The 23966-nt window shown below is 70.2% G+C and carries 26 protein-coding genes; 8 read left to right on the top strand and 18 right to left on the bottom strand.

The features are described from left to right. Positions 1-9 precede the first annotated feature (9 nt). Together BMZ47_RS15820 and BMZ47_RS15815 are read right to left on the bottom strand one after the other, a co-directional pair. Entirely contained in the window at positions 10-2211 is a 2202-nt protein-coding gene (locus BMZ47_RS15820; RefSeq protein ID WP_091863366.1) for a xanthine dehydrogenase family protein molybdopterin-binding subunit, read from the bottom strand. 43 nt (positions 2212-2254) lie between these two features. Then, positions 2255-2710 (bottom strand): (2Fe-2S)-binding protein, encoded by a 456-nt coding sequence (locus BMZ47_RS15815; RefSeq protein WP_007563374.1) that lies wholly within the window; start codon positions 2708-2710, stop codon positions 2255-2257. Between the two features lie 274 nt (positions 2711-2984). Here BMZ47_RS15815 and BMZ47_RS15810 point away from each other — a divergent pair, with 274 nt between their 5' ends. Further along, positions 2985-4520 (top strand): sensor histidine kinase, encoded by a 1536-nt coding sequence (locus BMZ47_RS15810; RefSeq protein WP_091863365.1) that lies wholly within the window; start codon positions 2985-2987, stop codon positions 4518-4520. Positions 4521-4578: 58 nt separating this feature from the next. On the opposite strand, the gene BMZ47_RS15805 is transcribed toward BMZ47_RS15810, so the two are convergent. Together BMZ47_RS15805 and BMZ47_RS15800 are read right to left on the bottom strand one after the other, a co-directional pair. Further along, on the bottom strand, positions 4579-4995 hold the full coding sequence (locus BMZ47_RS15805) for an EVE domain-containing protein (protein WP_091863364.1): 417 nt from the start codon (positions 4993-4995) through the stop codon (positions 4579-4581). Positions 4996-5085: 90 nt separating this feature from the next. Next, positions 5086-6636 (bottom strand): MFS transporter, encoded by a 1551-nt coding sequence (locus BMZ47_RS15800; RefSeq protein WP_091863363.1) that lies wholly within the window; start codon positions 6634-6636, stop codon positions 5086-5088. A 102-nt stretch (positions 6637-6738) separates the two neighbouring features. On the opposite strand from BMZ47_RS15800, the gene BMZ47_RS15795 reads away from it, so the two are divergent. Next, positions 6739-7596, top strand: coding sequence for a LysR family transcriptional regulator (locus BMZ47_RS15795; RefSeq protein WP_091863362.1), 858 nt, complete (start codon positions 6739-6741; stop codon positions 7594-7596). A gap of 224 nt (positions 7597-7820) precedes the next feature. On the opposite strand, the gene map is transcribed toward BMZ47_RS15795, so the two are convergent. The 8 genes from map to BMZ47_RS15755 all read right to left on the bottom strand — a co-directional run bounded on the left by map (position 7821) and on the right by BMZ47_RS15755 (position 14390). Further along, entirely contained in the window at positions 7821-8573 is a 753-nt protein-coding gene (map, locus tag BMZ47_RS15790; RefSeq protein WP_007559409.1) for a type I methionyl aminopeptidase, read from the bottom strand. 210 nt (positions 8574-8783) lie between these two features. Further along, positions 8784-9776, bottom strand: coding sequence for an NAD(P)H-dependent glycerol-3-phosphate dehydrogenase (locus BMZ47_RS15785; protein ID WP_007558478.1), 993 nt, complete (start codon positions 9774-9776; stop codon positions 8784-8786). After that, complete coding sequence (locus BMZ47_RS15780) at positions 9773-10657, bottom strand: GNAT family N-acetyltransferase (RefSeq protein WP_091863361.1); 885 nt, start codon at positions 10655-10657, stop codon at positions 9773-9775. The genes BMZ47_RS15785 and BMZ47_RS15780 overlap by 4 nt, the downstream gene beginning before the upstream one ends. Further along, the gene (tsaD, locus tag BMZ47_RS15775; RefSeq protein WP_091863360.1) at positions 10654-11715 is read right to left on the bottom strand and encodes a tRNA (adenosine(37)-N6)-threonylcarbamoyltransferase complex transferase subunit TsaD; all 1062 of its coding nucleotides are present in this window, start codon (positions 11713-11715) and stop codon (positions 10654-10656) included. Before tsaD ends, BMZ47_RS15780 begins: the two co-directional genes overlap by 4 nt. A gap of 111 nt (positions 11716-11826) precedes the next feature. Next, positions 11827-12036, bottom strand: a complete 210-nt coding sequence (locus BMZ47_RS15770) for a TOBE domain-containing protein (RefSeq protein ID WP_007558473.1) — start codon at positions 12034-12036, stop codon at positions 11827-11829. 150 nt (positions 12037-12186) lie between these two features. Continuing rightward, entirely contained in the window at positions 12187-12582 is a 396-nt protein-coding gene (locus tag BMZ47_RS15765) for a limonene-1,2-epoxide hydrolase family protein (RefSeq protein WP_091863359.1), read from the bottom strand. Positions 12583-12630: 48 nt separating this feature from the next. Next, positions 12631-13467, bottom strand: coding sequence for an alpha/beta fold hydrolase (locus tag BMZ47_RS15760; RefSeq protein ID WP_091863358.1), 837 nt, complete (start codon positions 13465-13467; stop codon positions 12631-12633). Positions 13468-13586: 119 nt separating this feature from the next. Continuing rightward, complete coding sequence (locus BMZ47_RS15755) at positions 13587-14390, bottom strand: SDR family oxidoreductase (protein WP_091863357.1); 804 nt, start codon at positions 14388-14390, stop codon at positions 13587-13589. 62 nt (positions 14391-14452) lie between these two features. On the opposite strand from BMZ47_RS15755, the gene BMZ47_RS15750 reads away from it, so the two are divergent. Continuing rightward, the gene (locus tag BMZ47_RS15750; protein ID WP_091863356.1) at positions 14453-15385 is read left to right on the top strand and encodes a LysR family transcriptional regulator; all 933 of its coding nucleotides are present in this window, start codon (positions 14453-14455) and stop codon (positions 15383-15385) included. 15 nt (positions 15386-15400) lie between these two features. Here BMZ47_RS15750 and BMZ47_RS15745 read toward each other — a convergent pair whose 3' ends face one another. From BMZ47_RS15745 to BMZ47_RS28045, 3 genes are all read right to left on the bottom strand, one after another. Then, the gene (locus tag BMZ47_RS15745; protein WP_091863355.1) at positions 15401-16708 is read right to left on the bottom strand and encodes a glycosyltransferase; all 1308 of its coding nucleotides are present in this window, start codon (positions 16706-16708) and stop codon (positions 15401-15403) included. A gap of 164 nt (positions 16709-16872) precedes the next feature. After that, positions 16873-17220 (bottom strand): DUF2293 domain-containing protein, encoded by a 348-nt coding sequence (locus BMZ47_RS15740; protein WP_091863354.1) that lies wholly within the window; start codon positions 17218-17220, stop codon positions 16873-16875. Continuing rightward, complete coding sequence (locus BMZ47_RS28045) at positions 17217-17432, bottom strand: hypothetical protein (RefSeq protein ID WP_128754916.1); 216 nt, start codon at positions 17430-17432, stop codon at positions 17217-17219. Before BMZ47_RS28045 ends, BMZ47_RS15740 begins: the two co-directional genes overlap by 4 nt. Here BMZ47_RS28045 and BMZ47_RS15735 point away from each other — a divergent pair. Then, the gene (locus BMZ47_RS15735; RefSeq protein WP_050736313.1) at positions 17431-17703 is read left to right on the top strand and encodes a hypothetical protein; all 273 of its coding nucleotides are present in this window, start codon (positions 17431-17433) and stop codon (positions 17701-17703) included. The genes BMZ47_RS28045 and BMZ47_RS15735 overlap by 2 nt on opposite strands. 107 nt (positions 17704-17810) lie before the next feature. On the opposite strand, the gene rpsD is transcribed toward BMZ47_RS15735, so the two are convergent. Next, the gene (gene rpsD / locus BMZ47_RS15730) at positions 17811-18428 is read right to left on the bottom strand and encodes a 30S ribosomal protein S4 (RefSeq protein WP_007558459.1); all 618 of its coding nucleotides are present in this window, start codon (positions 18426-18428) and stop codon (positions 17811-17813) included. Between the two features lie 198 nt (positions 18429-18626). Here rpsD and BMZ47_RS15725 point away from each other — a divergent pair, with 198 nt between their 5' ends. The 3 genes from BMZ47_RS15725 to BMZ47_RS15715 all read left to right on the top strand — a co-directional run bounded on the left by BMZ47_RS15725 (position 18627) and on the right by BMZ47_RS15715 (position 20309). After that, positions 18627-19124, top strand: a complete 498-nt coding sequence (locus tag BMZ47_RS15725) for a GNAT family N-acetyltransferase (protein WP_091863469.1) — start codon at positions 18627-18629, stop codon at positions 19122-19124. Between the two features lie 50 nt (positions 19125-19174). Continuing rightward, the gene (locus BMZ47_RS15720) at positions 19175-19870 is read left to right on the top strand and encodes a helix-turn-helix transcriptional regulator (protein ID WP_091863353.1); all 696 of its coding nucleotides are present in this window, start codon (positions 19175-19177) and stop codon (positions 19868-19870) included. A gap of 64 nt (positions 19871-19934) precedes the next feature. After that, positions 19935-20309, top strand: a complete 375-nt coding sequence (locus tag BMZ47_RS15715; protein WP_091863352.1) for a VOC family protein — start codon at positions 19935-19937, stop codon at positions 20307-20309. A gap of 66 nt (positions 20310-20375) precedes the next feature. Here the strand turns inward: BMZ47_RS15715 and BMZ47_RS15710 are convergent, their stop codons facing one another. Further along, a complete protein-coding gene (locus BMZ47_RS15710; RefSeq protein ID WP_091863351.1) occupies positions 20376-22010 on the bottom strand; it encodes an alpha-D-glucose phosphate-specific phosphoglucomutase in 1635 nt (544 codons plus the stop codon). Positions 22011-22496: 486 nt separating this feature from the next. On the opposite strand from BMZ47_RS15710, the gene BMZ47_RS15705 reads away from it, so the two are divergent. Further along, positions 22497-23399 (top strand): DUF3800 domain-containing protein, encoded by a 903-nt coding sequence (locus tag BMZ47_RS15705; RefSeq protein WP_091863350.1) that lies wholly within the window; start codon positions 22497-22499, stop codon positions 23397-23399. A gap of 262 nt (positions 23400-23661) precedes the next feature. On the opposite strand, the gene BMZ47_RS15700 is transcribed toward BMZ47_RS15705, so the two are convergent. Beyond that, positions 23662-23943: a hypothetical protein gene (locus tag BMZ47_RS15700; protein ID WP_091863349.1), complete on the bottom strand. Its 282-nt coding sequence runs from the start codon at positions 23941-23943 to the stop codon at positions 23662-23664. Between the last annotated feature and the right edge of the window lie 23 nt (positions 23944-23966).

Genomic DNA, 23966 nt, shown 5'->3' with positions numbered 1-23966 from the left:
TGCGATTCGTCACGCGCCCTTCACGCCGGAGAGGTCGAGGGGCAGGGCGCGCAGGCGCCGGCCGGTGGCGGAGAACACCGCGTTGGCGATGGCCGGCGCCAGCACGGGCACGCCCGGCTCGCCGATACCGGTGGGCGCGGCCTGGCTCGGCACGATATGCACCTCGACCTGCGGCATCTCGCTCATCCGGGTCGGCTCGTAGGCGTCGAAATTGTGCTCCTGCACCTGCCCGTCCTTGAGGGTGATGCGGTTGCGCAGGACTGCCGACAGAGCGAAGCCGACCGCGCCCTCGACCTGGGCGCGGATCACGTCCGGGTTGACCGGGACGCCGACATCCACCGCCGCCACGATCCGGTTCACCCGGATCCCGGCCTCCTGCGCGGAGACGTCGGCCACCATGGCGACGTAGGAGCCGAAGGATTCGTGGACCGCGACCCCGAGGCCGCGGCCCTTCTCCTGCGGCTTACCCGTCCAGCCGGCCTTGTCGGCGGCGAGCTTCAGCACGCCGGAAAGCCGCGGCGCCTGCGCGAGCAGCGACAGCCGGTAGGCCACGGGATCGACGGCGGCGGCATGGGCCAGCTCGTCGATCATCACCTCCATGACGTGCGCCGTGTGGGTGTGGCCGACCGAGCGCCACCACAGGACCGGCACGCCCTCGCGGCCGTTATGGACGCCGAAGCGGTAGGCCGGCAGCGCGTAGGGCGTGTCGGAGGCGCCCTCGACGGTGGTCGAGTCGATGCCGTTCTTGACGATCATCGCCTCGAAGGGCGAGCCGATCATGATCGACTTGCCGACCATGACGTGGTCCCAGCCGACCACCGCGCCCTTGGCGTCGATGCCGGCCCGGACCTTGTGCAGCACGGTCGGGCGGTAATAGCCGCCGGCCATGTCGTCCTCGCGGGTCCAGACCAGGTGCACGGGCGTCTTCTCGCCGGTGGCCTTGAGCACGGCGGCGGCCTCCGCGAGGTAGTCGGCGGTGGGCGTCGCCCGGCGGCCGAAGGAGCCGCCGGCCCAGTTGCTGTGGAGCCGGACCCTGTCGGGGGTCACCCCGAGGATCGCCGCCATGGTCGCCTGCTCCACGGTCTGGAACTGGAAGCCGGCATAGACGTCGTAGCCGCCGTCGGCCGCCCGCTCGATCGTGGCGTTCAGGGGCTCCATCGCCGCGTGGGCGAGGTACGGGAAGGTGAACTCGGCCTCGATCACCTTGGCGGCGCCCTTGAGCGCGGCCTGCGGATCGCCGCGCTCCGAGGCGGTGAGACCGGGGCCCTTGGCCCGCTCCCGGTACTCGGCCAAGATCGCCTCGGACGAGCGGGTCTCGGCGGTGCTGTCGTCCCAGGTGACGGTCAGCGCCTCGCGGCCCTTCATGGCCGCCCAGGTGTCCCGGGCGATCACGGCCACGCCGGTGGGGACCTGGACCACGTCGAACACGCCGGCGACCTTCCGGGCCGCGGCGGCGTCGAAACCCTTCACGGTGGCGCCGAAGCGCGGCGCGCGGGCGACGACGGCGGTGACCTGGTTCGGGCGGCGGATGTCCAGGGAATAGATCGCCGAGCCGTTGGTCTTGGCCACGGAATCGAGGCGCGGCACCTTCTGGCCGATGAGTTTCCACTCGCTGGGGTCCTTGAGCCGCGGCTCGGACGGCACCGGCAGGGAGGCGGCCGAGGCGGCGAGCTCGCCGAACCGGGCCTGCCGGCCCGACGCCGCGTGGCGCACCACGCCGTCCGCGACGGTGATCTGCGAGACCGGGACCTTCCAGCGGAAGGCCGCCTCGGCCATCAGCATCTCCCGGGCGGCGGCCCCGGCCTTGCGCAGCTGGAACCAGGAATTGGCCACCGCGGTGGAGCCGCCGGTGCCCTGGATCGGGCCCATCAGGCTGTTGTTATAGAGCGTCGCGTCCGCGGGGGCGAACTCGGTGCGGACCGTCTTCCAGTCGGCGCCGAGCTCGTCGGCCAGGATCGTGGCCAGCCCGGTCGTGTTGCCCTGGCCCATGTCCAGGTGCTTGATCACCACCGTGACGGTGTCGTCCGGGGCGATCCGCACGAAGGCGTTGGGCTGGGCCTTGACGCCCGCGAGGTCCGGGCCGGCAGCGGCCCGGGCGGGTTTCGCGTCCAGCCGGAAGGCGACCACGATGGCGCCGGCGCCGGCCAGGAAGCCCCGGCGGCTGGTCCGGGCGGGGGGCGGGACTCGGTTCGGTCGACGGGCGTTCAGCATGGCGGCGATGCTCCGGTCAGGACCGCGGGGAGGGGCAGGGACTTCACGCGAGGTCGCGCGCGGCCTCGTGGATCGCGGCGCGGATGCGCTGGTAGGTGCCGCAGCGGCAGATGTTGCCGTCCATGGCGCCGTCGATGTCGCCGTCGCTGGGCTTGGCGTTGCCGGACAGGAGCCCGATCGCCGACATGATCTGCCCCGACTGGCAGTAGCCGCACTGCACGACGTCGAGCTTGCGCCAGGCGGCCTGGACGGCCTCGGCCACGCGGCCCGAGACGCCCTCGATGGTCGTCACCTGGGCGGTGCCGACATCGCCGAGCTTGGTCTGGCAGGACCGCACCGGCTGCCCGTCGAGATGGACCGTGCAGGCGCCGCATTGCGCGATGCCGCAGCCGTACTTGGTGCCGGTGGCGTCGAGGCGGTCGCGCAGGACCCAGAGCAGCGGCATGTCCGGGTCGGCGTCGACCTCGTGGGTGACGCCGTTGACGGTGAGCTTCGGCATGGTCGGCGGCCCTCGGTCGACACGCGGAATCCGGCGCGCACCGGATCGCGGCACTCGGCCCGCCACGCGTGTGGTTTACCGTAATCCGCCCCGGCCCGGCAACGATGTGTGGCAGCGCACGGACACCCGGAGCGCCTCGCGCCGGGATGAGCCCGATCCCTAAGATCCGACCGATCTCGGCAGCCGCTTCTTAAGACATCCGCCCCATCCTGGCGCGATCACCACCCCGCCCAGCTGCCTCGCCGCCGCGTTCGAGCCGAGTTTCAAGAGACCCATGTCCGATCTCACCGTCGAGATGGTGCAGCGCGGTCGCGGCCCCTCGACGGAGGAAGCGGCGCGACGCCTCGGTGTCGCCCGCGAGATCCGCTCGGCCCGCGAGAAGCTGACCTCGCAGACCGGCCTGGAGCGGGCCTTCGACCACGAGCTGCTGCGGCATTACGCTCAGTACCGGGCCGGCGCCGGCATCCCGCTGGTCCTGTTCGCCGCGGCGCTGGCCACGGCGGCGACCTTCTGGATCGCGCCCGTCGTCGCCGCCCTCTGGGCGCTCGGCGTGTTCGTGATGATCACGCTCAACACCACGCTGAGCCGCGCCTTCCTGCGGGCCGACGCGGCGACGATCCCGCTCGCCCGCTGGCGCCGCCGGTTCCTGATCGGCGAGGTGCTGCAGAGCCTGTCGTGGTCGGCGATGATCGGGCTCGGCGCCACCGGCGGCTGGACCTTCGCGCTGTTCGGCCTGGTGATCGCGGCGGCCGTCACCACCATGCTGGCCGCCACCGTGCCGGCGGCGGCGGTGACCGCCCTGTTGCCGCTGGGCCTCGCCACCGCGTCGCTGGCCGCCTTCTCCACGGGCATGGACGCGCTGCTGCTGCTGGCGATGGCCGGGGGCGCGCAGATCTTCTTCCTGGGCCTGTCCCGCCGCCTCTACGCCTCGACGGTGGGCGCCCTGCGCTCGCGGGCCGAGAAGGACGCGGTGTTCGGCGAGCTGGAGCAGGCCAAGGCCAATTCCGACGAGGCGCGCCGCCGGGCCGAGGAGGCCAACCTCGCCAAATCCCGCTTCCTCGCCACCATGAGCCACGAGCTGCGCACGCCGCTCAACGCCATCCTGGGCTTCTCGGAGGTGATGAAGAACGAGGTGTTCGGCATCCACACGGCGCCGTCCTACCGCGAGTACTCGAACGACATCCACGACAGCGGGATGCACCTCCTCAACCTGATCAACGAGATCCTCGACCTGTCGCGGATCGAGGCCGGCCGCTACGAGCTCAACGAGGAGGCGGTGCAGCTCGCCCACATCGTGGAGGAGTGCCGCCACATGATGGGGCTGCGCGCCAAGGCGAAGAACCAGACCTTCCACGACCTCGTCGACGGCTCCCTGCCGCGGCTCTGGGCGGACGAGCGGGCCCTGCGCCAGATCGTGCTCAACCTCCTGTCGAACGCCGTGAAGTTCACGCCGCCCGGCGGCGAGATCTGGCTGAAGGTCGGCTGGACCGCCTCGGGCGGGCAATACGTCTCGGTGAAGGACAGCGGCCCCGGCATCCCCGAGGACGAGCTCGGCACCGTGATGTCCTCGTTCGGCCGCGGCTCCCTGGCGATCAAGACCGCCGAGCAGGGGTCCGGCCTCGGCCTGCCGATCGTGAAGGGGCTGGTGGAGCTCCACGGCGGCCAGTTCCAGCTGTCCTCGCGGCCGCGGGAGGGCACCGAGGTGATCGTCACCCTGCCGGCCTCCCGGGTGATGGACACGCTGCCCCCGGTCGATGTCGGCGCCGACGCCTTCATGCCGGCCCGCAACGCCTTCAACCGCGCCGCCTGAGACACCAGGGCTCCGCCCTGGACCCGCAAAAGGTCTCAGACCTTTTGAAACCGGGACCTTACGGGGCCCCGGCGAGGGCGCGGACGCGGTTCCACTCGGCCTCGGTCACAGGCTGCACCGACAGGCGCGAATTGTTCACCAGCACCATGTCGGCGAGCGCCGGATCGGCCTTGATCGCGTCCAGCGTCACCGGCCGGGGCAGGGCCTCGACGGCCTTCACGTCGACCATGCCGAAGCGGCCGGTCTCGTCGGTGTGGTCGGGGTAATAGGGCCGGATCACCTCGACGATGCCGACCACCGCCTTGCCCTCGTTCGAGTGGTAGAAGAAGCCCCGGTCGCCGACCTGCATGGCCATCAGGTGCTTCTTGGCCAGGTGGTTGCGCACGCCGTTCCAGTGCGTCCCGGCCGCGCCGGCCTCGACCTGCTGGTCCCACGACCAGGTCGCGGGCTCGGATTTGAACAGCCAGTACGCCATCACGCCGTCTCTCGAGGGCCGCCCCGTCGCGGCGGCACGGCCCCCATAGCGCAGCTCTCCCCGGGGCGCACAGGCCCCTCCGGCGGCGGTTCACCGTCCGTTGCGGCCGAGCACGAGCCGGCTCGCCCCCGCGAAGGCCCAGGCGCAGAGCCCGCCATAGAGCATCACCCGGTCGAAGCCCCGGACCAGCGCCTGCCGGGCGATCGACTCGGTGAGATCCGCGACCCCGGCCACCGCGAGGTTGCCGGCGGCGACCGCTTCCGCGAGGGCGTCGAGCGCCGTCCCCTGCAGAAGCGGTTCGAGGCCGGATCGGACGCCCTGGAGCAGGAGGAAGCCCATCAGGGCGATGTTGACGGCAAGCGAAATCATCCGCGCGCTCATATCCATGCCCGAGGCCATCCCGGCGCGCTCCGGGGGCAGGGCGCCCGTGGCGGTGTTGGTGACCGGCGTGTTGGTGAGGCCGAGGCCGATGCCGGCCAGGAGGCAGCCGGGCAGCAGCGTCGGCCAGCCCGCCTGCGTGCCAATGACGGCCAGCCGCATCAGCAGGAAGCCGGCGCCGATGGTGAACAGGCCGAGCGGGATGACCAGCCCCGGGCCGTCGCGCAGGAGAAGCCGCTCCGCCAGGGGCGGCACCACCAGGGTCGGCAGCGTATAGGCCAGGAGCGCGAGGCCGGCGCCCAGGCTGTCGTAGCCCAGCACCGCCTGGAAGTAGATCGGCAGGTAGATGACGAACGGCCAGAAGCTGAAATTCATCGCGCTCGATCCGAGCAGGGCGCCCGCGAAGCGGCGGTTCCGGAAAGCCCCGAAGTCGAACATCGGCCGGGCCGCCCGGGTCTCGACGACGACGAACGCCACGAGGCTCACGGCGCCGGCGAGCGCCAGCAGGCTCGCCGGATCGTCCCAGCGGAGCGGCTGCCCGCGGGTGATCAGGTAGACCAGGCTGAACACCGCGAGCGACAGCGTCGCGATGCCGGCACCGTCGACGCGCCTGGCCTGGGGATCGGAGGATTCGACGATGCCGGCCCGTGCCAGGCCGATTGTTACCAGCGCCAGCAGGACGTGGATCAGGAACACCCATTCCCAGCTCACGGCCGCAACGGTGATGCCGCCGATCAGCGGGCCGAAGCCGAGGCCGAAGCCGAACACGATCCCCCACCAGCCGAAGGCCGTCCCGCGCTCGGGCCCGTCCCGGAACTGGTGCGACAGGACCGCGGTCTGGCAGGCCAGCATCGCGGCGGCGCTCGCCCCCTGGAGGGACCGGGCCGCGATCAGCACCGGGGCGCTCGGCGCCAGGCCGCAGGCCAGGGAGGCCGCCCCGAACGCCGCCACGCCGATCAGGAAGACGCGCCGGCGCCCGAACCGGTCGGCCAGGGTCCCCATGGCCATCAGGCAGGTGGTCATGGCTACCGTGTAGGCGTTCATGATCCACTGGAGCTGCCGGAAATCCGCCCCCAGGACCCGCTCCAGGGTCGGCAGGATCGACGGGATGCTGGAGATCTCCAGCCCCAGCATCAGGGCGGACAGGCATAGGGCCGCCAGCGCCAGGCTGTTTTCGGTCTTGCGATCGACCCGAACGGGATCCGGCCCGGCCCCGCACAGGGAATCGCGAACGTCTTGAAGGTCACTGAGCTTGCTCGTCATGATCCGCACCGTCGCCGGAGATACGAGGACGCGGCGGAGCCTGGCGCGCGGTTGATCACAACACAATCGAATGCCAATCTATTTCAGTGATGACGAAACTGGATGGTTCCGGTGCTCACCCTCGACGTCGACGCGGTCCGGACCTTCGTGACGGTGGCGGACCACAGGAGCTTCACCCGGGCCGCCGAGGCGCTCGGGGTGACGCAGGGCGCGGTCAGCGTGAAGCTGCGGCGGCTGGAGGACCGGCTCGGCCAGCGGCTGATCGAGCGCACGCCCCGTCAGGTCCGGCTCTCGGCACAGGGCGAGATCTTCATCGGCGCGGCGCGGGAGTTTTTGGCCGCGCATGAGCGGGCCGTGGCGGGCCTCGCGGAGCCGCGCCGCCGGTTCCGGCTCGGGATTGCCGCCCACGTCATGGGCCCGGAGGTGCCGGGCCTGCTCGCCCGGCTGAAATCCCTCGACCCGGCGCTGGCGATCGAGGTGCTGCTCGACAATGCCCGCCCCCTGCTCGACGGCTTCGAGGCCGGCACGATCGACGCGGCGATCATCCGCAGCGACGACGACCGGCGCGACGGCGAGATCCTGGGGCCGGAGCATTTCGGCTGGTTCGCGGCGCCGCATTTCGAGCACCGGCCCGGCGATGCGTTGCGCCTGGCCGCGACCTCGCCCTGCTGCTCCATCCGGGACGTCGCCACCCAGCTCCTGGACCGGGCCGGCATCCCCTGGACGGAGGTGTTCCTCGGGGGCACCGCGGCAATCAGCGCCGCCCTGTCAGCTGGGCTGGCGGTCTCGGCCTTCCCGCGCCGGCTCGCCCCGGCCGACGCGATCGATGTCGGCGACGCGCTGGGCCTGCCGCCGATCCCCTCCCTCGCCCTCGTGCTGCACTCGTCCCTGACCGACCCGCGCAGCAAGGACGCGCTCCGGGCGATCACGGCGGCGTTCCGGGAGCACCGGAAGGGATAGCGGCCGGAGCCTTCCCGCTTGAGGTGCGCGATCCACCGGACCCTGAGAACCCAGAGCCTTAACCCAATCAGCTTGGCCGTAATGAAGTCTGCGGAGGGTGGATTTGCGACTGTCTGCTTATGAGTAGCGCAAACTCATAAGCAGACGCTGCTCAGGAACTCGCAGTCCGTCAAGCCATACCTGTACGTGTATGCCGGATCGGCAGGCTTGAGCTGCCCCCGATCCTATGGCGACGGTACCGTCAAAACCAATGGACCATTGCGGGTCGCGATGACCGTGTGCTCGTATTGCACGGTTGGTGCTCTAGGCTGGCTATAGAGAGTCCATCCATCGTCACCATCCTCGGCGAAGTTCGCGCCGAGAGACAAGAATGGCTCGACGGTGAAGACGAGCCCGTCCGTCATGACCCGGCGCTCGGAGGCGTCGGGCCAAGTTGCGATCTCAGTTGGCTCCTCATGCAGCGACAAACCGACCCCGTGGCTGGCAAGGTTGCGCACGAGCGTGTAGCCGTTCTGCCGAGCGAAGGTGCCGACCGCTCGACCGATGCCAGCGAACGGCTTGCCGGTGCTGACCTGACGCAACCCAGTCCACATCGCGCGTCGCCCGTCCCGGCAGAGCCGTTCAACCGCACGCGCCACCGGCGGCACAGCGAACGACGCGCCCGTATCCGCGAAGTAGCCGTCCTTCTCAGCAGAGACGTCGATGTTGACGAGGTCGCTTGCCCGGACACGACGATCGCCGGGTATTCCATGCGCGATCTTCTCGTTGACGCTGATGCAGGTCGCGCCCGGGAAGCCGTAGACCAGTTCGGGAGCCGGACGGGCACCGGCCGCACTCAGGTAATCCCTGCCGATTTGATCCAGCTCTCGTTCGGTGATGCCAGGCTCGATGGCTCGGCCCATCACCTCAAGCGTTTCGGCGACAATGCGTCCGATCTTCTTGAGCCCCACGAGGTCATCGTCACTCGATACGGTCATGCGGTATCTCTGTACAGCCCAGAAGAGGCTGTAGCGGAACGAACCTCGAAAGTCTGCGATCTGACACGATGCTGCTGCGCGACCGCCGCGCAGAGCCTACAGAAAGCGCTCATCCTAGATGACCGCTTCGGGGAACCGCTGGCGTCCGTCCACATGGCTGTTGTGGGTCGAAAGCAGCAACCTCATGGTCAAGCTGCGTAAACTCAGACCCTAATCCGTCTCGCCGCGGAGCGGCCGGGCCAGCAGGCCGGCGATCACGTCCTCGACGCCGGCCTGGCCGGCCACGATCGCGGCCACGGCCTGGGCCACCGGCATCTCGATGCCCCGGGCTGCCGCCAAGCCGGCGAGGGCTGCGGCCGTGAAGGCGCCTTCGGCGAGCTTGCCGCCGGCGGCCGCCTCCGGGGTCGCCCCGGCGCCGAGGCGCTGGCCGAAGGCGAAGTTGCGCGATTGCGGCGAGGAGGCGGTGAGCACGAGATCGCCGAGGCCCGACAGGCCCATCAGGGTCTCGGGCCGGCCCCCGAAGGCGCGGGCGAAGCGCATCAGCTCGGCGAAGGCGCGGGCGATCAGCGCCGCCCGGGCGCTCTCGCCCAGCCCCCGGCCGGCCACGATCCCGCAGGCGATGGCCAGCACGTTCTTGCCGGCGCCGCCGATCTCGACGCCGCGCACGTCATCGGTGTGGTAGAGCCGGAAGCTCGGGCCCGAGAGCAGCGTGCTCAAGGCGGCGGCGAGCCCGGGATCGGCCGCCGCCAGGGTCACGGCGGTGGGCAGGCCGCGGGCGACGTCGGCCGCGAAGCTCGGGCCGGACAGGACCGCCACCGGCGTTCCCGGGGGCAGGACCTGCGCGGCCACCGCGCTCAGGAAGCTGTCGGTGCCGCGCTCGATCCCCTTGGCGCAGAGGATCACCGGCCCGGCCGAGGCCAGGGGATCGCGCAAGGCCTCCAGCACGCCGCGCACGGTCTGGGCCGGCACCACCAGCAGGGTCGCCCGGGCGCCGGCGAGCTGTTCGGGGAGCGCCGTCGCGGCGATCCGGGCATGAAGCGGCACCCCCGGCAGGTAGCGCGGGTTCTCCCGCTCGGCCTCGAGCCGGGCGGCGGCCTCCGGGTCGCGCAGCCAGAGGGAGACCGGGTGCCCGGCGGCCGCGGCGGCGTTGGCCAGCGCCGTCCCCCAGGCGCCGCCGCCGACGACGTTGATCGGTGCGCTCATGCCGAAACCCCCGCTTGGTCGAGCCGATAGAGGACGTGGCTGCGCAGCGGCCCCTCGGGCACCGCCGGATGCGCGAACGTTTCCGCCCGCACCATGCCGAGGCGCTCCATCACCGCCTGCGAGCGGCGATTGCCGGACGCGGCATAGGCCACGACCGTCCGGATGCCGCAGCGCCCGGCGAGGTCGGCCAGCGTCAGCCGCGCGGCCCGGGTGGCCAGCCCGTGGCCCCAGGCATCCCGGGCGAGGCGCCAGCCCAGCTCGATCGTCGCGCCGATCCGCTCGCCCCCCGGGAACGGCATGGACCGCATGATCCGGAAGGCGCCGACGAAGCCGACGAACCGCCCGTCCCATTCCAGAGCCCAGGGGCCGAACCCGTCCGCGACGAAGCGCCGGTCATAGCTGCCCGCCTCGGCGGCGCTCTCCGGCTCCGTCCGCAGCCGCGCGAAGAATTCCATCACCACCGGGTCGGCGTTGAGCGCCGCGAAGGGGGCCGTGTCCGCCGGGCGCCAGCGGCGCAGGAGCAGGTCGCCGTCGTGGAGATGGTCCGGCACCGGGGCGGTGGCGACCTTGCCGCGCCAAATCTTGCCGCGCCAAATCTTGCCGCGCCAAGCCAGGGAGCGGCGGTTGAGCAGGGCGAGGTCGGCGCGGCCGTCGAGCACCGCCTCGCCGAGCTCGATGGCGCGCTCCAGGCCGTCGGCCGGCATGTTGACATGGGCGGGCGGGGCCACGCTGTCGCGCCAGGGGCCGCCGCAGGCATTGTCGAGGAGGATGCGGGCGAAGCAATGGTCGAGATGGACCGGCCAGCCGGGCCGGGCGGCCTCGGGCAGGCGGCGCGCGACGAGATCCCGCCAATGCGCGCGCCGATCCGCGGCCGCGCTCATCCGGCCGGGACCGCGTCCCGGGCCGGGTCGGCGGCGAGCGGCCAGCGGGGGCGGGCCGGGGCGGTCAGGTCGTCCACGAGCCCGAGGCGCAGCCGCTCCAGCCCGGCCCAGGCGATCATGGCGCCGTTGTCGCCGCAGAGCGGCAGGGGCGGGGCGACGAAGCCGAGGCCGGCCTCGCCGGCCAGCGCCGCGAGCGCTCGCCGGATCGCGCCGTTGGCCGAGACGCCGCCCGCCGCCACCAGGGCGGTGGGCCGGCCGGCGACCCCCGAGAAGGCGCGCAGGGCCACCCGGGCGCGGTCCACCACCACGTCGACCACGGCGGCCTGGAAGCTGGCGCACAGGTCGGCGACGTCGCGCTCGGCCAGCGGCGCGATCCGCTCGGCCTCGATCCGCAGGGCGGTCTTGAGGCCCGACAGGGAGAAATCGGCCTCGCGCCGGCCCAGCATCGGCCGGGGCAGGGCGAAGCGCTCGGGATCTCCCGCTTCGGCCATGCGCTCGACCTCGGGGCCGCCGGGATAGCCGAGGCCCAGCAGCTTGGCCGCCTTGTCGAAGGCCTCGCCGATGGCGTCGTCCACCGTCGAGCCGAGGCGCACGTAATCGCCGACCCCGCGGACGGCGACGAGCTGGGTATGGCCGCCCGAGGCCAGCAGCAGGAGATACGGGAAGGGCAGGTTGTCGGTGAGCCGCGCGGTCAGCGCGTGGGCCTCCAGATGGTTGACCGCGAGCAGCGGCTTGCGGGTCACCAGCGCCAGGGTCTTGGCGGTGACGAGGCCGACCAGCACGCCGCCGATCAGCCCGGGCCCGGCCGCCACCGCGATCCCGTCGAGGCCGGAGAAGCCGATCCCGGCCCGGTCGAGGGCGCGGGCGATCAGCCGGTCGAGCACCTCGACATGGGCGCGGGCGGCGATCTCGGGCACGACGCCGCCATAGGCGGCGTGCTCGGCGATCTGGCTCAGGACCTCGTTGGCGCGGATCTGCCCGGCGCCGTCCTCATCGACGGACACCACGGCAGCGGCGGTCTCGTCGCAGGTGGTCTCGATGCCGAGCACGGTCTTCACGGGCCACTCCCTCGATCAACGGACCTGCAGGCCCCCGCCCGGAAGCCTGCCGGGCGGGCGTAATCCGGGCGCCGGGCGGGCGCAATGACCGCCCGGGCGCCGAACGGCCGCTCAGTCGACCGCGATCATCACGTCGGAGGCCTTCACCACCGCGTAGGCCGGGCCGCCGGCCACGAGCTTGAGCGAATCGACCGCCTCGTTGGTGATCGAGGCGGTGATCACCTGGCCGGGGCTGATCTCGATCTTCACGTGGGCGGTGGTCGAGCCCTTGTCGACCGACACCACCGTGCCCTTGATGACGTTGCGCGCGCTGATCTTCATGCTGTGCCGCAAAGCTCCCTGGAAAGCCCCCCTGGCCGCACCGGGCGGCGTCCGGGGCGTCTCCTACAACATGGCGCGGGTCGGCGCGACCACCCCGGGGCGGCGCCGCCGGGCCGAGGCCAGCCCGGGGCAAGCCCGCGCCGAGCGGCATCAGCCCCGCAGGGCGGCGGCCTGTGCCTCGAAGCTCGCCAGGTCGAAATAGTCCCGCCATTCCGTGATCGCGCCGCCGACGACGCGCAGGCTGCCCATGGTCGGCAGCGCGATCCGGCCGCCCTGCGCGTCGGTGAACAGATCGAATCGCTCGGTCAGCACGGTATCGCCGTCCTGGGCCAGGCGCAGGAGCCGCCACTCGACCCGGATGCGGCTGCCGATCCCGAAATCCTTATGGAAGCGCCGGGCGTTCTCCCGCCCCCGGATCTCCGGCAGCGGGATGTTGTGGTAGAGGACATCCTCGGCCAGGAGGTCGATCGCCTCGTCGAACCGGTCGGCGTTGATCCGGTCGAAGAAGCGCCGCACCAGGGCGGCTTCGGGCATGTCCGTGGGCATCGGCGGTCTCGTGTCCTGGGTCCGGGATCGGGGGCGGGGCCGGGCGGCCTAGCCCCGGATGAAGGCGAGGATGTCGGGGTTCAGCGTCTCGGCCGCGACGGTCAGCATCCCGTGGCTGAAGCCCGGATAGGTCTTCAGGGTCCCGTTCGGCAGCAGCTTGATCGCCGCGCGGGCGGCGGCGTCGATCGGCACGATCTGGTCGTCCTCGCCGTGCAGGACCAGCGTCGGCACGGTGATCGCCCGGAGGTCCGCGGTCTGGTCGGTCTCCGAGAAGGCCTTGATGCCGTCGTAATGCGCCTTGGCGCTGCCCATCATGGCCTGGCGCCACCAGTTCCGGATCACGCCCTGGTGGATCGTCGCGCCGGCGCGGTTGAAGCCGTAGAACGGGCCGGTCGGCACATCGAGGAAGAACTGCGCCCGGTTGGCGGCGAGCCCCTGGCGGAACCCGTCGAACACCGCGACCGGCAGGCCGCCCGGATTGTCGGCGGTCTGGAGCATGAGCGGCGTCACGGCGCTGACCAGCACGAGCTTGGCGACCCGGCCCTCCGGCTGGCCGTACCGGGCGACGTAGCGCGCCGCCTCGCCGCCGCCGGTGGAATGGCCGATATGGATGGCCGCGCGCAGGTCGAGATGCCGGACGACGGCGGCCGCGTCGGCGGCGTAATCGTCCATCGTGTGGCCCTCGGAGACCTGGGCCGACCGGCCGTGACCCCGCCGGTCATGCGCGACCACGCGGAAGCCCTGCGCCGCGAAGAACAGCATCTGCGCGTCCCAATCGTCGGCGGAGAGCGGCCAGCCGTGGTGGAAGACGATCGGCTGCGCGTCCCGCGGGCCCCAGTCCTTGAAGAAGATCTCGACGCCATCGGGGGTGGATACGAAGGGCATGCGGGTACTCCTTGCCGCTTTCCGGATCGACGCGGGCCGATGACCAGTAGAGCGCCGATCGTTTCAGGACGATGATGGTGCGGGCACCCAGGGCGGGGGATCCACAATCGATGCCGGGATCAGGCGGATTGGCCGCCGTCGACGTTCAGCGTGGCGCCGGTCACGTAACCGGCATCGGGACCGGCCAGGAACGCCACCGCGGCCGCGATGTCCTCCGGCTGGCCGTAGCGGCCGAGCGCGGCGAGCCCCTTCAGCGTCTCGGCGAAGGGTCCGTCCTCCGGGTTCATCTCGGTGTTGATCGCCCCCGGCTGCACGAGGTTGACCGTGATGTTGCGGGGACCGAGATCCCGCGCCCAGCCCCGCGTATAGGCCGCCACGGCGGCCTTGGTGGCGATGTAATCTGCCGCCCCCGCGAACGGGACGTGGTCGGCGCCCGTGGTGCCGATCGAGACGATGCGGCCGCCCGCCGTCATCAGGGGCGCGGCGGCCCGGACCGCGGCGGCGACGCCCGTCACGTTGATGGCGAGCTGCCGGTCGAAGGCGGCGCGGTCGACGTTCGGGTCGTCGACCAGGCCGGTGACGAAGACGCCGGCCGAGTTGACCAGGATGTCGAGCCGCCCGAACGCGGCGTGAACCTGCCGGACCAGGCCGGCGACCGCGGCGATGTCGGCCTGGTCGGCCTGGATGGCGAGCGCCCGGCGCCCGAGCGCCGCGAGCTCCCCGGCGATCCCGTCGGCCCGCCCCCGCGAGGCGGCGTAGCTGAAGGCCACGTCGGCGCCGTCCCGGGCCAGGCGGCGCACGATGGCGGCGCCGATGCCGCGCGATCCGCCGGTGACCAGGGCCACCTTGCCCGCGAGGGGTCGAGAATCCTGGCCCACGGCGTCACTCCTGCTGCTCCGGTGACGCCGGTATGGCCGATGCATTCCCCCGTGGTGTAGCCGGAATGCACTTGGTACACCTTCAACCAACGATTGAAGGTGCCATCGTGGAAACCCTCGCCAACCTGGAATCCTTCATCCGCAGCGCCGAGCACGGCAGCTTCTCGGAGGCCGCCCGGCGCCTGTCGCTGACGCCGGCCGCGGTCAGCCGGAACGTCGCCATGCTGGAGCGGAATCTCGGCGTGCGGCTGTTCCACCGCTCGACGCGAAAGCTCAGCCTGACGGAAGCGGGCGAGACCTTCCGCCTCGCGATCGCCGACAACCTGGAGGGTCTCCAGGCGGCGATTGCCGGGCTCGCCACCCTGGGCGGCGAGCCGGCCGGGACCCTGAAGGTCAGCATGGCGCCGACCTTCGGCACGATGCATCTCCTGCCGCTGCTGCCCGGCTTCCTCGCCCGCCATCCGCGGATCCGCCCGGAATGGCACTTCGAGAACCGGCGGGTCGATCTCGTCACCGAGGGCTACGACGCCGCGATCGGGGCCGGGTTCGACCTGTCCCCCGGCCTCATCGCACATACCCTGGCCCCGGCCCACGTCATCGCGGTCGCCGCGCCCGCCTACATGGCCGGTCGCGCGCTGCCCGCCGACCCGACCGGGCTTCAGGCGCTGCAGGGCATCGTCATGCGCTCGCTCCGGACCGGCCGCCTCCAGCGCTGGACCATGCGCAACGCCGCGGGCGCGGAGAGGCCGGCGCCGCTGCCGGCCTCGATCATCGTCAACGACCCGGACGCCATGCAGCAGGCCGCCCTGCTCGGGCTCGGCGTCGCCATGGTGGCGGTGCCCGACGTCGTGGAGACGCTCAAGAGCGGCCGCCTGCTCCGGCTCGCGCCGGACTGGTACGCCGATGCGGGGGCGATCTCGCTCTACTATGCCAGCCGGACGCTGCTGCCGGCCAAGACCCGGGCCTTCGTGGACTGGGTCACCGATTCCTTCCGGGAGCAGCGCCTGGCCGAGCGTTTCTCGGGGCTTTCGGCGTCTTGAGCCGGCCCCGTGAGGTCAGGCGGCCCGGGCCTTGGTGACGAGGTCGTCCAGGATGCCGAGGATCGCGGCCGGCGTGTCGATCGCCGCCATGTCCGCCCCGATCGCCCGCGCCCGCGCGCCGTAGGACGGCTCGGACAGGATCCGCTCGACCGCCGCGCGCAGATCTTCGGACCCGGGCCGCTGCGCGGGGATCTCGAGCCCCACGCCCGACCAGGCCACCCGCGCGCCGACCTCGGCCTTGTCCTCGGTGCGCCCCGCCGCCACGATCGGCACCCCGGCCCGCAGGGCGAGCTGCACCGTCCCGTAGCCGCCGTTGGTGACCAGCACGTCGACCTTCGGCAGCAGCGCCGCGAAATCGAGGAACTCGGCGAGCCGGGCGTTCTTCGGGATCGGTCCGCGCACGTTCTCGATCGGCCGGCGGCCGGTGGTGACCAGCACCAGCAGGTCGTCGCGCCCGGCCAAGGCCGCGAGGGTCGGCTCGACGAGCTCGCCGAGATCGACGTTGGCGACGGTGCCCTGGGTCACGAGCACGACCTTCTTCGATCCGTCGAGCTCGCCCCACCAATCCGGCCGCGCGGCATCCCGCTGCGGCGGGGGCGGGGGCAGGGCGCCCACGAACCGGACATGGCCGGCCAGCGACCCGAAATCGTACTCGAAGGCCGGGACGGTGGTCTGCAGGAACGCGTCGGCCATGAGATGGCGCGAGTGCAGCACCGAGCAGGGCAGCGGCGGCAGCCCCATCCCGGCGAGCTTGGCATCCGCGTAGGCGCGGACCGGCGCACCGAACACGGCCTCGGCGCCGGCCGCCATGGCCGCGTAGGTCTCCCGCGTGGCCGCGTCGCGCGCCGGCGGCAGCCCGATCATGCTCGGGGCGCCGTCCGGCCTGTCCGCCACCATGATCGTGATGCTGCAGGCGACGATCGGTGGCCGGGGCCTCGCGCGATCCAGGAACAGGGGCGTCGTGCCGAAGAACAGATCGTCGACCACGACGATGTCGGGGCGGTCCGTCGCGATGATCCGGCGCAGCGTCTCGGCCTGCGCCGGCATCGGATCGAGGAAGAGGCGCTCGAAATTGTAGCGCAGCTGCTCCGGCCCCGGGGGCAGGCTGGCGCGCTCGGGCAGCACGTCCTCGATCCGGGTGAGGTCGAGATCCGCGCCGGGATCGAACGGCAGGAAGCGGGCGCCCGAGGCCTCGACGGCGGGCCGGAGATACGTGGCCGTGGCGACCACCGCCTCGTCGCCGCGCGCCAGGACCATGCGCGCGATGGCGAGCAGCGGGTTCAAATGGCCGGCGACCGGTGTGGCGGCGAACAGGATCTTCATGCGGTACCCGCTGCTGTGACGGAGCGGGCGATGACGAGGCCGCGCGCCGCGCCGGCCTGCGCGCGGCGCCGGGCGACCGGTCCCGCTCCTGTCCGGGGTCTGCGCCGCGCAGGCTACGGCAGCGTTTCGCCCGCCCGGGATCCGGTTACAGGCGTAACGCCGGGCTAATCCGGGTCCCCCTCGGGATCGGCCTCGGCCTCCTCCTCCGGGATGGGGGCGGCGCCCCAAGCGATCAGGGCCGCGTTGAGGTCGTCGAGGACGAAGTGCCGGGCGCTGTCGCGGTCGTAGCCCTCGCCCAGGAGCTCGTCGTAATCGGTGAAGACGTGGCGGGCATAGGTCACCAGAGCCAGGCGGGCGGCCGTCTCGGGGGCGGCGCCGCGCAGGCCCGGGCTCGCCAGCGCCCGGTCGAGGGTGGCGTCGGCCTCGAAGGCGGGCAGGCGCGGGGCGATGCGGGCGAGCGCCTCGGCCACGGCCTCGCGGCGGTTCCGGGGCGGGGGCAGGGGGGCGCTCACCGGGCGGCCTCCGGCCCGGGCACCATGATTTCGCCGCCGCGGGCGGCTACAGCGCGCGCCGTCCCAGCGGATGTCGCTTCGGCACGCGCCAGCGCATCACGACAAAGGCTTAGCGCCGCATCCAATTGCAACGCGCTCTGATGCGGCACTAATGTCATCGGCAGTTGAGGCGGGGCAGGCAGACAACCCGCCGTCGGGGAGATCAGGTCCATGGCAACGATCCGTCACGCGGTGATCCTGGGCGTCCTGCTCGGGGCGGCGCCGGCCCTGGCCCAGAGCCCGGCCAATCCGGACGGCGCCCGGGTCGGCCGCCGGATCACCGCGACGGGCCAGACCAAGCCGCCGAGCCCGGCCGTCACGGGCACGTCCCGGCCGGTCAACGAGGTCGCGATGATCAAGGCGCAGAAGGCCGCGGAAGCCCGCTCCAAGGCGTGGGACAGCAAGATGCGCCACACGATGGGGACGATCTGCAACGGCTGCTGAGCCCGCATACGACAAGGGGCCGCCCCTGCGGGCAGCCCCTTTCTTGTTCGTCGACGTTCCGAAACACACCCCGCCACCGGCTCGGCGCCGGGGTGTGATCCCAAAAATCAGCGGGAGTAGAACTCGATGACGAGGTTCGGCTCCATCTGCACCGGGTAGGGCACCTCGGACAGGCTGGGGATGCGGGTGACGCGGGCGGTCATCTTGGCGTGATCGGCCTCGATGTAGTCCGGCACGTCGCGCTCGGGCAGCTGGGTCGCCACGATGACGATCTCGAGCTGGCGGGACGACTCCTTGACCTCGATGAGGTCGCCGGCCTTCACCTGGTAGCTCGGGATGTTGACCCGGACGCCGTTGACCTTGACGTGGCCGTGGTTGACGAACTGGCGCGCCGCGAACGGGGTCGCCACGAACTTCGCCCGGTACACCACGGCGTCGAGGCGCCGCTCGAGCAGGCCGACCAGGTTCTCGCCGGAATCGCCGCGCAGGCGGATCGCCTCGGCGTAGTAGCGGCGGAACTGCTTCTCGGTGATGTTGCCGTAATAGCCCTTGAGCTTCTGCTTGGCGCGCAGCTGCGTGCCGAAGTCGCTCATCTTGCCCTTGCGGCGCTGGCCGTGCTGGCCGGGGCCGTATTCGCGGCGGTTGACGGGGCTCTTCGGGCGGCCCCAGATGTTCTGGCCCATGCGGCGGTCGAGCTTGTGCTTCGCCTGAATCCGCTTCGACATTTCTTCGCGTCCTCTCGAGACCGAGATTGAGGAACGCGCCCTCCTTTTCCCGGACATTCAGGTCGGGGACGACAGGGCGGGAGAATCCCGCCCACGGGTGCGCGTGAAAACGCGACGGGGCCCCGTGCGGAGCCCCATCGACGGCCGGGTCTTTAGGGTAAGGACCGGTCGGGGTCAACCACAGGAGGTTTATTGGGCGTGGCCGAGACTTTCGGAATCCGGCGCGGGGCGCCAACCGACGCGGCGGCGATCCGGGCGCTGGTGGATGCGGCCTACGCCAAGTGGATTCCGCTGATCGGCCGTCTGCCGACCCCGATGCAGGCCGATTACGCGCAGGCCGTGCGGCACCACCGCTTCGACCTGCTCCGATCCGGCGAAGGGTTGGCGGCGCTGATCGAGACACTGCGCAGAGACGACGATCTGCTGATCGTCAACGTCGCGGTCCATCCGGGTTGTCAGGGCCGCGGCTACGGCACCGCGCTCCTGACCCACGCCGAGTCGATCGCCGCCGAGGCCGGGCTCCCGCGGCTGCGCCTCTACACGAATAAAAAATACACGGCGAACCTGCGCCTCTACGCCACCCTCGGCTACCGGGTGGAGCGGGAGGCGCTCTACGACGGCCCGGGCCGGACGCTGGACGACGACATCACCGTATACATGGTCAAGGATTTCGGCCCAGGACAGCATCAGCTCTGAATCCCCGATGCTGTCATCGGATGGCAGCGACGTGGGTGTAGACGCGCCCGATGTCCCGCTCGGAACGCCTGTTCGATCTGCTCCATGTCCTGCGGCGGCACCGGCGACCGGTCAGCGGGCGCGTGCTGGCGGAGGAGATCGGCGTGAGCCTGCGCACCCTCTACCGGGACATCGCGAGCCTCCAGGCGATGGGCGCGTCCATCGAAGGGGAGCCCGGGATCGGCTACGTCCTGAAGCCGGGCTTTCTGCTGCCGCCGCTGATGTTCAGCCCGGAGGAGATCGAGGCCCTGGTCCTCGGTTCGCGCTGGGTCGCCGACCGCGCCGACGACCGGCTGAGTGGCGCGGCGCGGAGCGCGCTCGCCCGGATCGGCGCGGTCCTGCCCGACGACCTGCGCGAGACCTTCGAGAGCGCGGCGCTGCTGGTCGGTCCCGGTACGTCCGCTCCGACTGAGACGGTCGATCCCGCGCTGCTGCGCCGGGCGATCCGCACCGAGCGCAAGCTGGCGCTCCGCTATAGCGACGGGGCGGGTGCGGTGTCCGAGCGGATCGTCTGGCCGTTCGCCCTGGCGTTCTTCGACACCGTCCGCATCCTGCTGAGCTGGTGCGAGCTGCGCCAGGGCTTCCGGCATTTCCGCACCGACCGCATCGCCGACGCGGACCTGCTCGATGCCCGCTACCCGAAGCGCCGGCAGGCCCTGCTCAAGGACTGGCGGCGCGCCGAGGGGATCACCGACCCGGCTGCTTGATGCTGCCGGAATCTGGCAGCTACGCCGGATATCGAGGTTGCGCCCTCACCGACAGGAGCGACCGATGACGGACCCCAGCAACATCCTTCTCTACGTCACCGACCCGGAGGCCAGCGCACGCCTCTACGCGCGCCTGCTCGGCCGGGAGCCGGTCGAGGCGAGCCCGACCTTCGTACTGTTCGCACTGCCCTCGGGGTTGGCGCTGAGCCTCTGGGCGCGGAACGGTGTCGTGCCGGCCCCCACGCAAGCGGGCGGTGGCGGCGAGATCGGCTTCCGGGTGGACACGGCCGCACGCGTGGACGCGATCCATGCCGACTGGCAGGCCGAGGGGGCCGAGATCCTCCTGCAGCCCACGGATCTCGATTTTGGCCGGAGCTTCGTCGCCGTCGATCCGGACGGGCACCGGTTGCGGGTCTACGCCCGCGCCGAGGCACAATAAGCGCTGCTATCGGGCTCCGCCCCGATACCCCGCCAAAGGGCTGAGCCCTTTGGAAACCCGGAATTCTTAGGTCACCACGCTCGGCTCGGCCCGGCCGGTGCGGGGTTCGATCTCCGCGAGGGCGCGGGCCGCCGCCACCACCGGGGCCAGCACCTCGGCGACCGGCAGATCGAGCCGGGCCGGATCGGCCTCGTAGCGCTCCAGATAGACCCGGAGCGTCGCCCCGGCGGTGCCGGTGCCCGACAGGCGGAAGACCACGCGGGCATCCTCGGCGAAGCCGATCCGGATGCCCTGGCGCTCGGTCAGCGAGCCGTCCACCGGGTCGCGATAGGCGAACTCGTCCGCCGTCGAGACCGTGAGGTCGCCGATGCGGGTGCCCGGCAGGCCGGCGAGCTTCTCGCGCAGCGCCTCCATCAGGCCGTTGGCGGCGTCGGACTCGACCTCCTCGTAATCGTGACGGGCGTAGTAGTCGCGCCCGTGGGTCCGCCAATGGGCCCGCACCAGCGCGTCGGCACGCTCGCCGGTGGCGGCCAGGATGTTGAGCCAGAGCAGCACCGCCCAGAGCCCGTCCTTCTCGCGCACGTGGTTCGAGCCGGTGCCGGCGCTCTCCTCACCGCACAGGGTGATCAGGCCGGCATCGAGCAGGTTGCCGAAGAACTTCCAGCCGGTCGGCGTCTCGTAGGCCTGGATGCCCAAAGCCGCCGCGACCCGGTCGGCGGCGCGGCTCGTGGGCATCGACCGGGCTATGCCGGCCAGCCCGCCCGCATAGCCCGGGGCCCGGTGGGCATGGGCGGCGAGGAGGGCGAGACTGTCGCTCGGGGTCACGAACAGGCCCGGGGCCACGATCATGTTGCGGTCGCCGTCGCCGTCCGACGCCGCGCCGAAATCGGGGGCGTCCGGCCCCTGCATCAGGTCGAACAGGTCGTGGCAATGGACCGGGTTCGGATCCGGGTGATGGCCGCCGAAATCTTCTTTCGGAACAGCGTTGACCACCGTGCCGGCGGGCGCGCCGAGCATCCCTTCCAAGATCGCGGTGGCGTAGGGGCCGGTCACCGCGCTCATCGCGTCGAAGCGCATGCGGAAGCCCGAGGCGAACAGGCGCGACACCGCGTCGAAATCGATCAGCGTCCGCATCAGTTCGGCGTAATCGGCCACCGGGTCGATGACCGCGACCGTCATGGCGCCGAGCCGGGTCTCGCCCAGGGTGTCGAGGTCGAGATCCGGGGCCTCGACCAGGCTGTAGCGGGTGAGCGCCTTGGCGCGCTCGAAGATCGCGTTGGTCACCGTCTCGGGCGCCGGGCCGCCATTGGCGGCGTTGAACTTGATGCCGAAATCGCCGTCCGGCCCGCCCGGATTGTGGCTCGCCGACAGGACGATGCCGCCGATCGCCCCGGACTTGCGGATCACGCAGGAGGCGGCCGGGGTCGAGAGTAGGCCGCCGCGCCCGACCAGCACCCGGCCGAAGCCGTTGCCGGCGGCGAGCCGGAGGGTCTTCTGCACCACCTCGCGGTTGAGGAACCGTCCGTCGCCGCCCAGAACCAGGGTCGCGCCCGCCTTGTCGGGCAGGGTGTCGAAGATCGCCTGGACGAAATTCTCGACGTAGTTCGGCTGCCGGAACACCGGCACCTTCTTGCGCAGCCCGGAGGTGCCCGGCTTCTGGTCGGGGAAGGGCGTGGTGTCGACGGTCGTCGGAGTCGTCATGGACGGGCGTCTCCCTGGATCTGCCGCCTCAATGCCTGCCCTGGGACCTGGCGTCACCAGCCCCAGCGACAGGGACGGGCGTTTTTCACGGCGTTTCGCCGGATTGTGGGGTGGATCCGCCGCTTATCGGCCCGGCCGGCGCCGCAGGGCGTTGCGCCGGCCGGGAGCGCCCGGTTGAATCTCCCGAGCCGCCAGACAAGGAGGGACGGAGGACACCATGACGGACAGACCAGCGCAGACCGATCCAAACCGGACGTAGCCGGGTGAGCGGGGCAACGGCTGCCTAGAACCGGCAGCACCACTCTTTAGATGTCAATTTTCTCGCGCCGAACTTGGCGGACTTCAGTGTCATTGAACGGAGTGCCGCCGCAGCGCCATCTCACGAGATGACAGATTATATATCTGCCAGCTAGACGCGACGACCAAGACACATTGTCATAAAATTAAAGCATTGACTTTTGCCCACACGTCACTTTGAATTGAAGGATGTGCGATAGCCCCGCCCCTGCGTTTCCTTATGAGTACGTCGCTTATATAGATGAAGCAGGCGATCCAGGCCTCAGCCGGGTCAAACCCAACTTCACAAATGGCGCCAGTGAATGGCTGATCGTGTCTGCCGTCGTAGTAGCGCGTCCACGTGAGAATGAAGTCGGTGACTGGGTCCGGTCAATGATCGGGCGACTGAAAAATCATCAGCGGAAAAGCATCCACTTTGCCGATCTTAATGCAGCAAAAAGATCCTTTGTTTGTGCTGATTTGGCAAACCGTCCGGTGCGCTGCTTCGTAGTTGCATCCAACAAAAAAAACATGCAGGGCTACAAGAACCCGTTTGCAGAAAAAATATCAATGGATGTCAACTGGTTTTACTGCTGGCTGACGCGATTGCTTCTGGAACGAGTGACTTATTGGGTCGAAAAACAATCCATTTCAAAATTTGGCGAACCTAGGAAAATAAGACTCGAATATAGTGCGCGAGGCGGCCTATCCTATTCTCAGTTGAGCGCTTATTTTGAATTACTGAGAGTTAAGAGCGGCGATCTTAAATTGCCATTGGGCAATTTACACTGGTCTTCAATAGACAGAGATCAAGTATTTATTTATCCCCATGAACAGCGTGCCGGCCTACAACTCGCAGACATAGTAGCAAGCGCGTTCTTCAAAGCTTGCGATGTCTATGACACAGGAGCATGTGATCCGCAATTTGCAAAATTGCTGTCGCCACGCATGGCCCGCGATCCTGATAAAATGTCAGGCAGAGTCTGCGGATTCGGGGTTAAGTTAATGCCAAAATGGAATTTGGCAAAATTGCTACCCGAACAACAAGTAATATTTAATGAATACGGATATCCAGGATCTCAGTGGTGGGACCCGGCCTCGTCTATTCCATGAGCGGCTAAGCCCAGCTTCGGCATTTTGCTGAGCGTCTCACGAATGCCACGGGACTACAAATACCCGCAGCCGAGGGACACCCGGCGCCCCACCACAGTCATATTTAGCGGAAAGACTGAGAAAGTCAACCCGATTATTTGATCTTTGATATTGGGCCAATGACTTGTTCGCATTAGGATTTTGATTTTGTGCCAATCTCGCCGATAGGCCGGGTCGACCGCCTTCAGGACCATCAGCTGCGTGTCTGGGAGAACGGACTGCGTCATCCCTCGGCCAGTTCACGGATCTTGATCGAGGGCAGCTCGGTCGCGTCATTGGGGATGCGGACGACCTTGTAGGTTCTTGTCAACGGGCTCACACCGGTGAACGCGACCCAATGTGCCGCATTCTCGTCACCGGGCCGCAGCAAGCCAAATGTTATCAACCACGCATCGTCGCGTTTATCGAACTCGACTTCCTCGAGCCGCGGATCAGAGATCGGCTCATCCGAGAAGACGGCCCTGAGATGATCGCGGGCCTTCGCGATAGCCTGCTTCACGTCCACGATCGACTCAGCGTCTATCCGTC

Source organism: Methylobacterium brachiatum (genome assembly GCF_900113845.1).
Classification (GTDB): Bacteria; Pseudomonadota; Alphaproteobacteria; order Rhizobiales; family Beijerinckiaceae; genus Methylobacterium; species Methylobacterium brachiatum.
This window is presented reverse-complemented; position numbering and strand designations above follow the sequence as displayed.

Bases quoted from the DNA above. Each gene is read 5' to 3' on its own strand.
- BMZ47_RS15780 (WP_091863361.1), bottom strand. From the start codon at position 10,657: ATGAGCGCGGCCGCGGATCGGCGCGCGCATTGGCGGGATCTCGTCGCG.
- BMZ47_RS15785 (WP_007558478.1), bottom strand. From the start codon at position 9,776: ATGAGCGCACCGATCAACGTCGTCGGCGGCGGCGCCTGGGGGACGGCG.
- BMZ47_RS15755 (WP_091863357.1), bottom strand. From the start codon at position 14,390: ATGCATCGGCCATACCGGCGTCACCGGAGCAGCAGGAGTGACGCCGTG.
- BMZ47_RS15800 (WP_091863363.1), bottom strand. From the start codon at position 6,636: ATGACGAGCAAGCTCAGTGACCTTCAAGACGTTCGCGATTCCCTGTGC.
- BMZ47_RS15810 (WP_091863365.1), top strand. From the start codon at position 2,985: ATGTCCGATCTCACCGTCGAGATGGTGCAGCGCGGTCGCGGCCCCTCG.
- BMZ47_RS15745 (WP_091863355.1), bottom strand. From the start codon at position 16,708: ATGAAGATCCTGTTCGCCGCCACACCGGTCGCCGGCCATTTGAACCCG.
- BMZ47_RS15770 (WP_007558473.1), bottom strand. From the start codon at position 12,036: ATGAAGATCAGCGCGCGCAACGTCATCAAGGGCACGGTGGTGTCGGTC.
- BMZ47_RS28045 (WP_128754916.1), bottom strand. From the start codon at position 17,432: ATGGACCTGATCTCCCCGACGGCGGGTTGTCTGCCTGCCCCGCCTCAA.
- BMZ47_RS15720 (WP_091863353.1), top strand. From the start codon at position 19,175: ATGTCCCGCTCGGAACGCCTGTTCGATCTGCTCCATGTCCTGCGGCGG.
- BMZ47_RS15705 (WP_091863350.1), top strand. From the start codon at position 22,497: ATGTGCGATAGCCCCGCCCCTGCGTTTCCTTATGAGTACGTCGCTTAT.
- rpsD (WP_007558459.1), bottom strand. From the start codon at position 18,428: ATGTCGAAGCGGATTCAGGCGAAGCACAAGCTCGACCGCCGCATGGGC.
- BMZ47_RS15820 (WP_091863366.1), bottom strand. From the start codon at position 2,211: ATGCTGAACGCCCGTCGACCGAACCGAGTCCCGCCCCCCGCCCGGACC.
- BMZ47_RS15735 (WP_050736313.1), top strand. From the start codon at position 17,431: ATGGCAACGATCCGTCACGCGGTGATCCTGGGCGTCCTGCTCGGGGCG.
- BMZ47_RS15715 (WP_091863352.1), top strand. From the start codon at position 19,935: ATGACGGACCCCAGCAACATCCTTCTCTACGTCACCGACCCGGAGGCC.
- BMZ47_RS15805 (WP_091863364.1), bottom strand. From the start codon at position 4,995: ATGGCGTACTGGCTGTTCAAATCCGAGCCCGCGACCTGGTCGTGGGAC.
- BMZ47_RS15710 (WP_091863351.1), bottom strand. From the start codon at position 22,010: ATGACGACTCCGACGACCGTCGACACCACGCCCTTCCCCGACCAGAAG.
- BMZ47_RS15795 (WP_091863362.1), top strand. From the start codon at position 6,739: ATGGTTCCGGTGCTCACCCTCGACGTCGACGCGGTCCGGACCTTCGTG.
- BMZ47_RS15815 (WP_007563374.1), bottom strand. From the start codon at position 2,710: ATGCCGAAGCTCACCGTCAACGGCGTCACCCACGAGGTCGACGCCGAC.
- BMZ47_RS15760 (WP_091863358.1), bottom strand. From the start codon at position 13,467: ATGCCCTTCGTATCCACCCCCGATGGCGTCGAGATCTTCTTCAAGGAC.
- map (WP_007559409.1), bottom strand. From the start codon at position 8,573: ATGACCGTATCGAGTGACGATGACCTCGTGGGGCTCAAGAAGATCGGA.
- BMZ47_RS15765 (WP_091863359.1), bottom strand. From the start codon at position 12,582: ATGCCCACGGACATGCCCGAAGCCGCCCTGGTGCGGCGCTTCTTCGAC.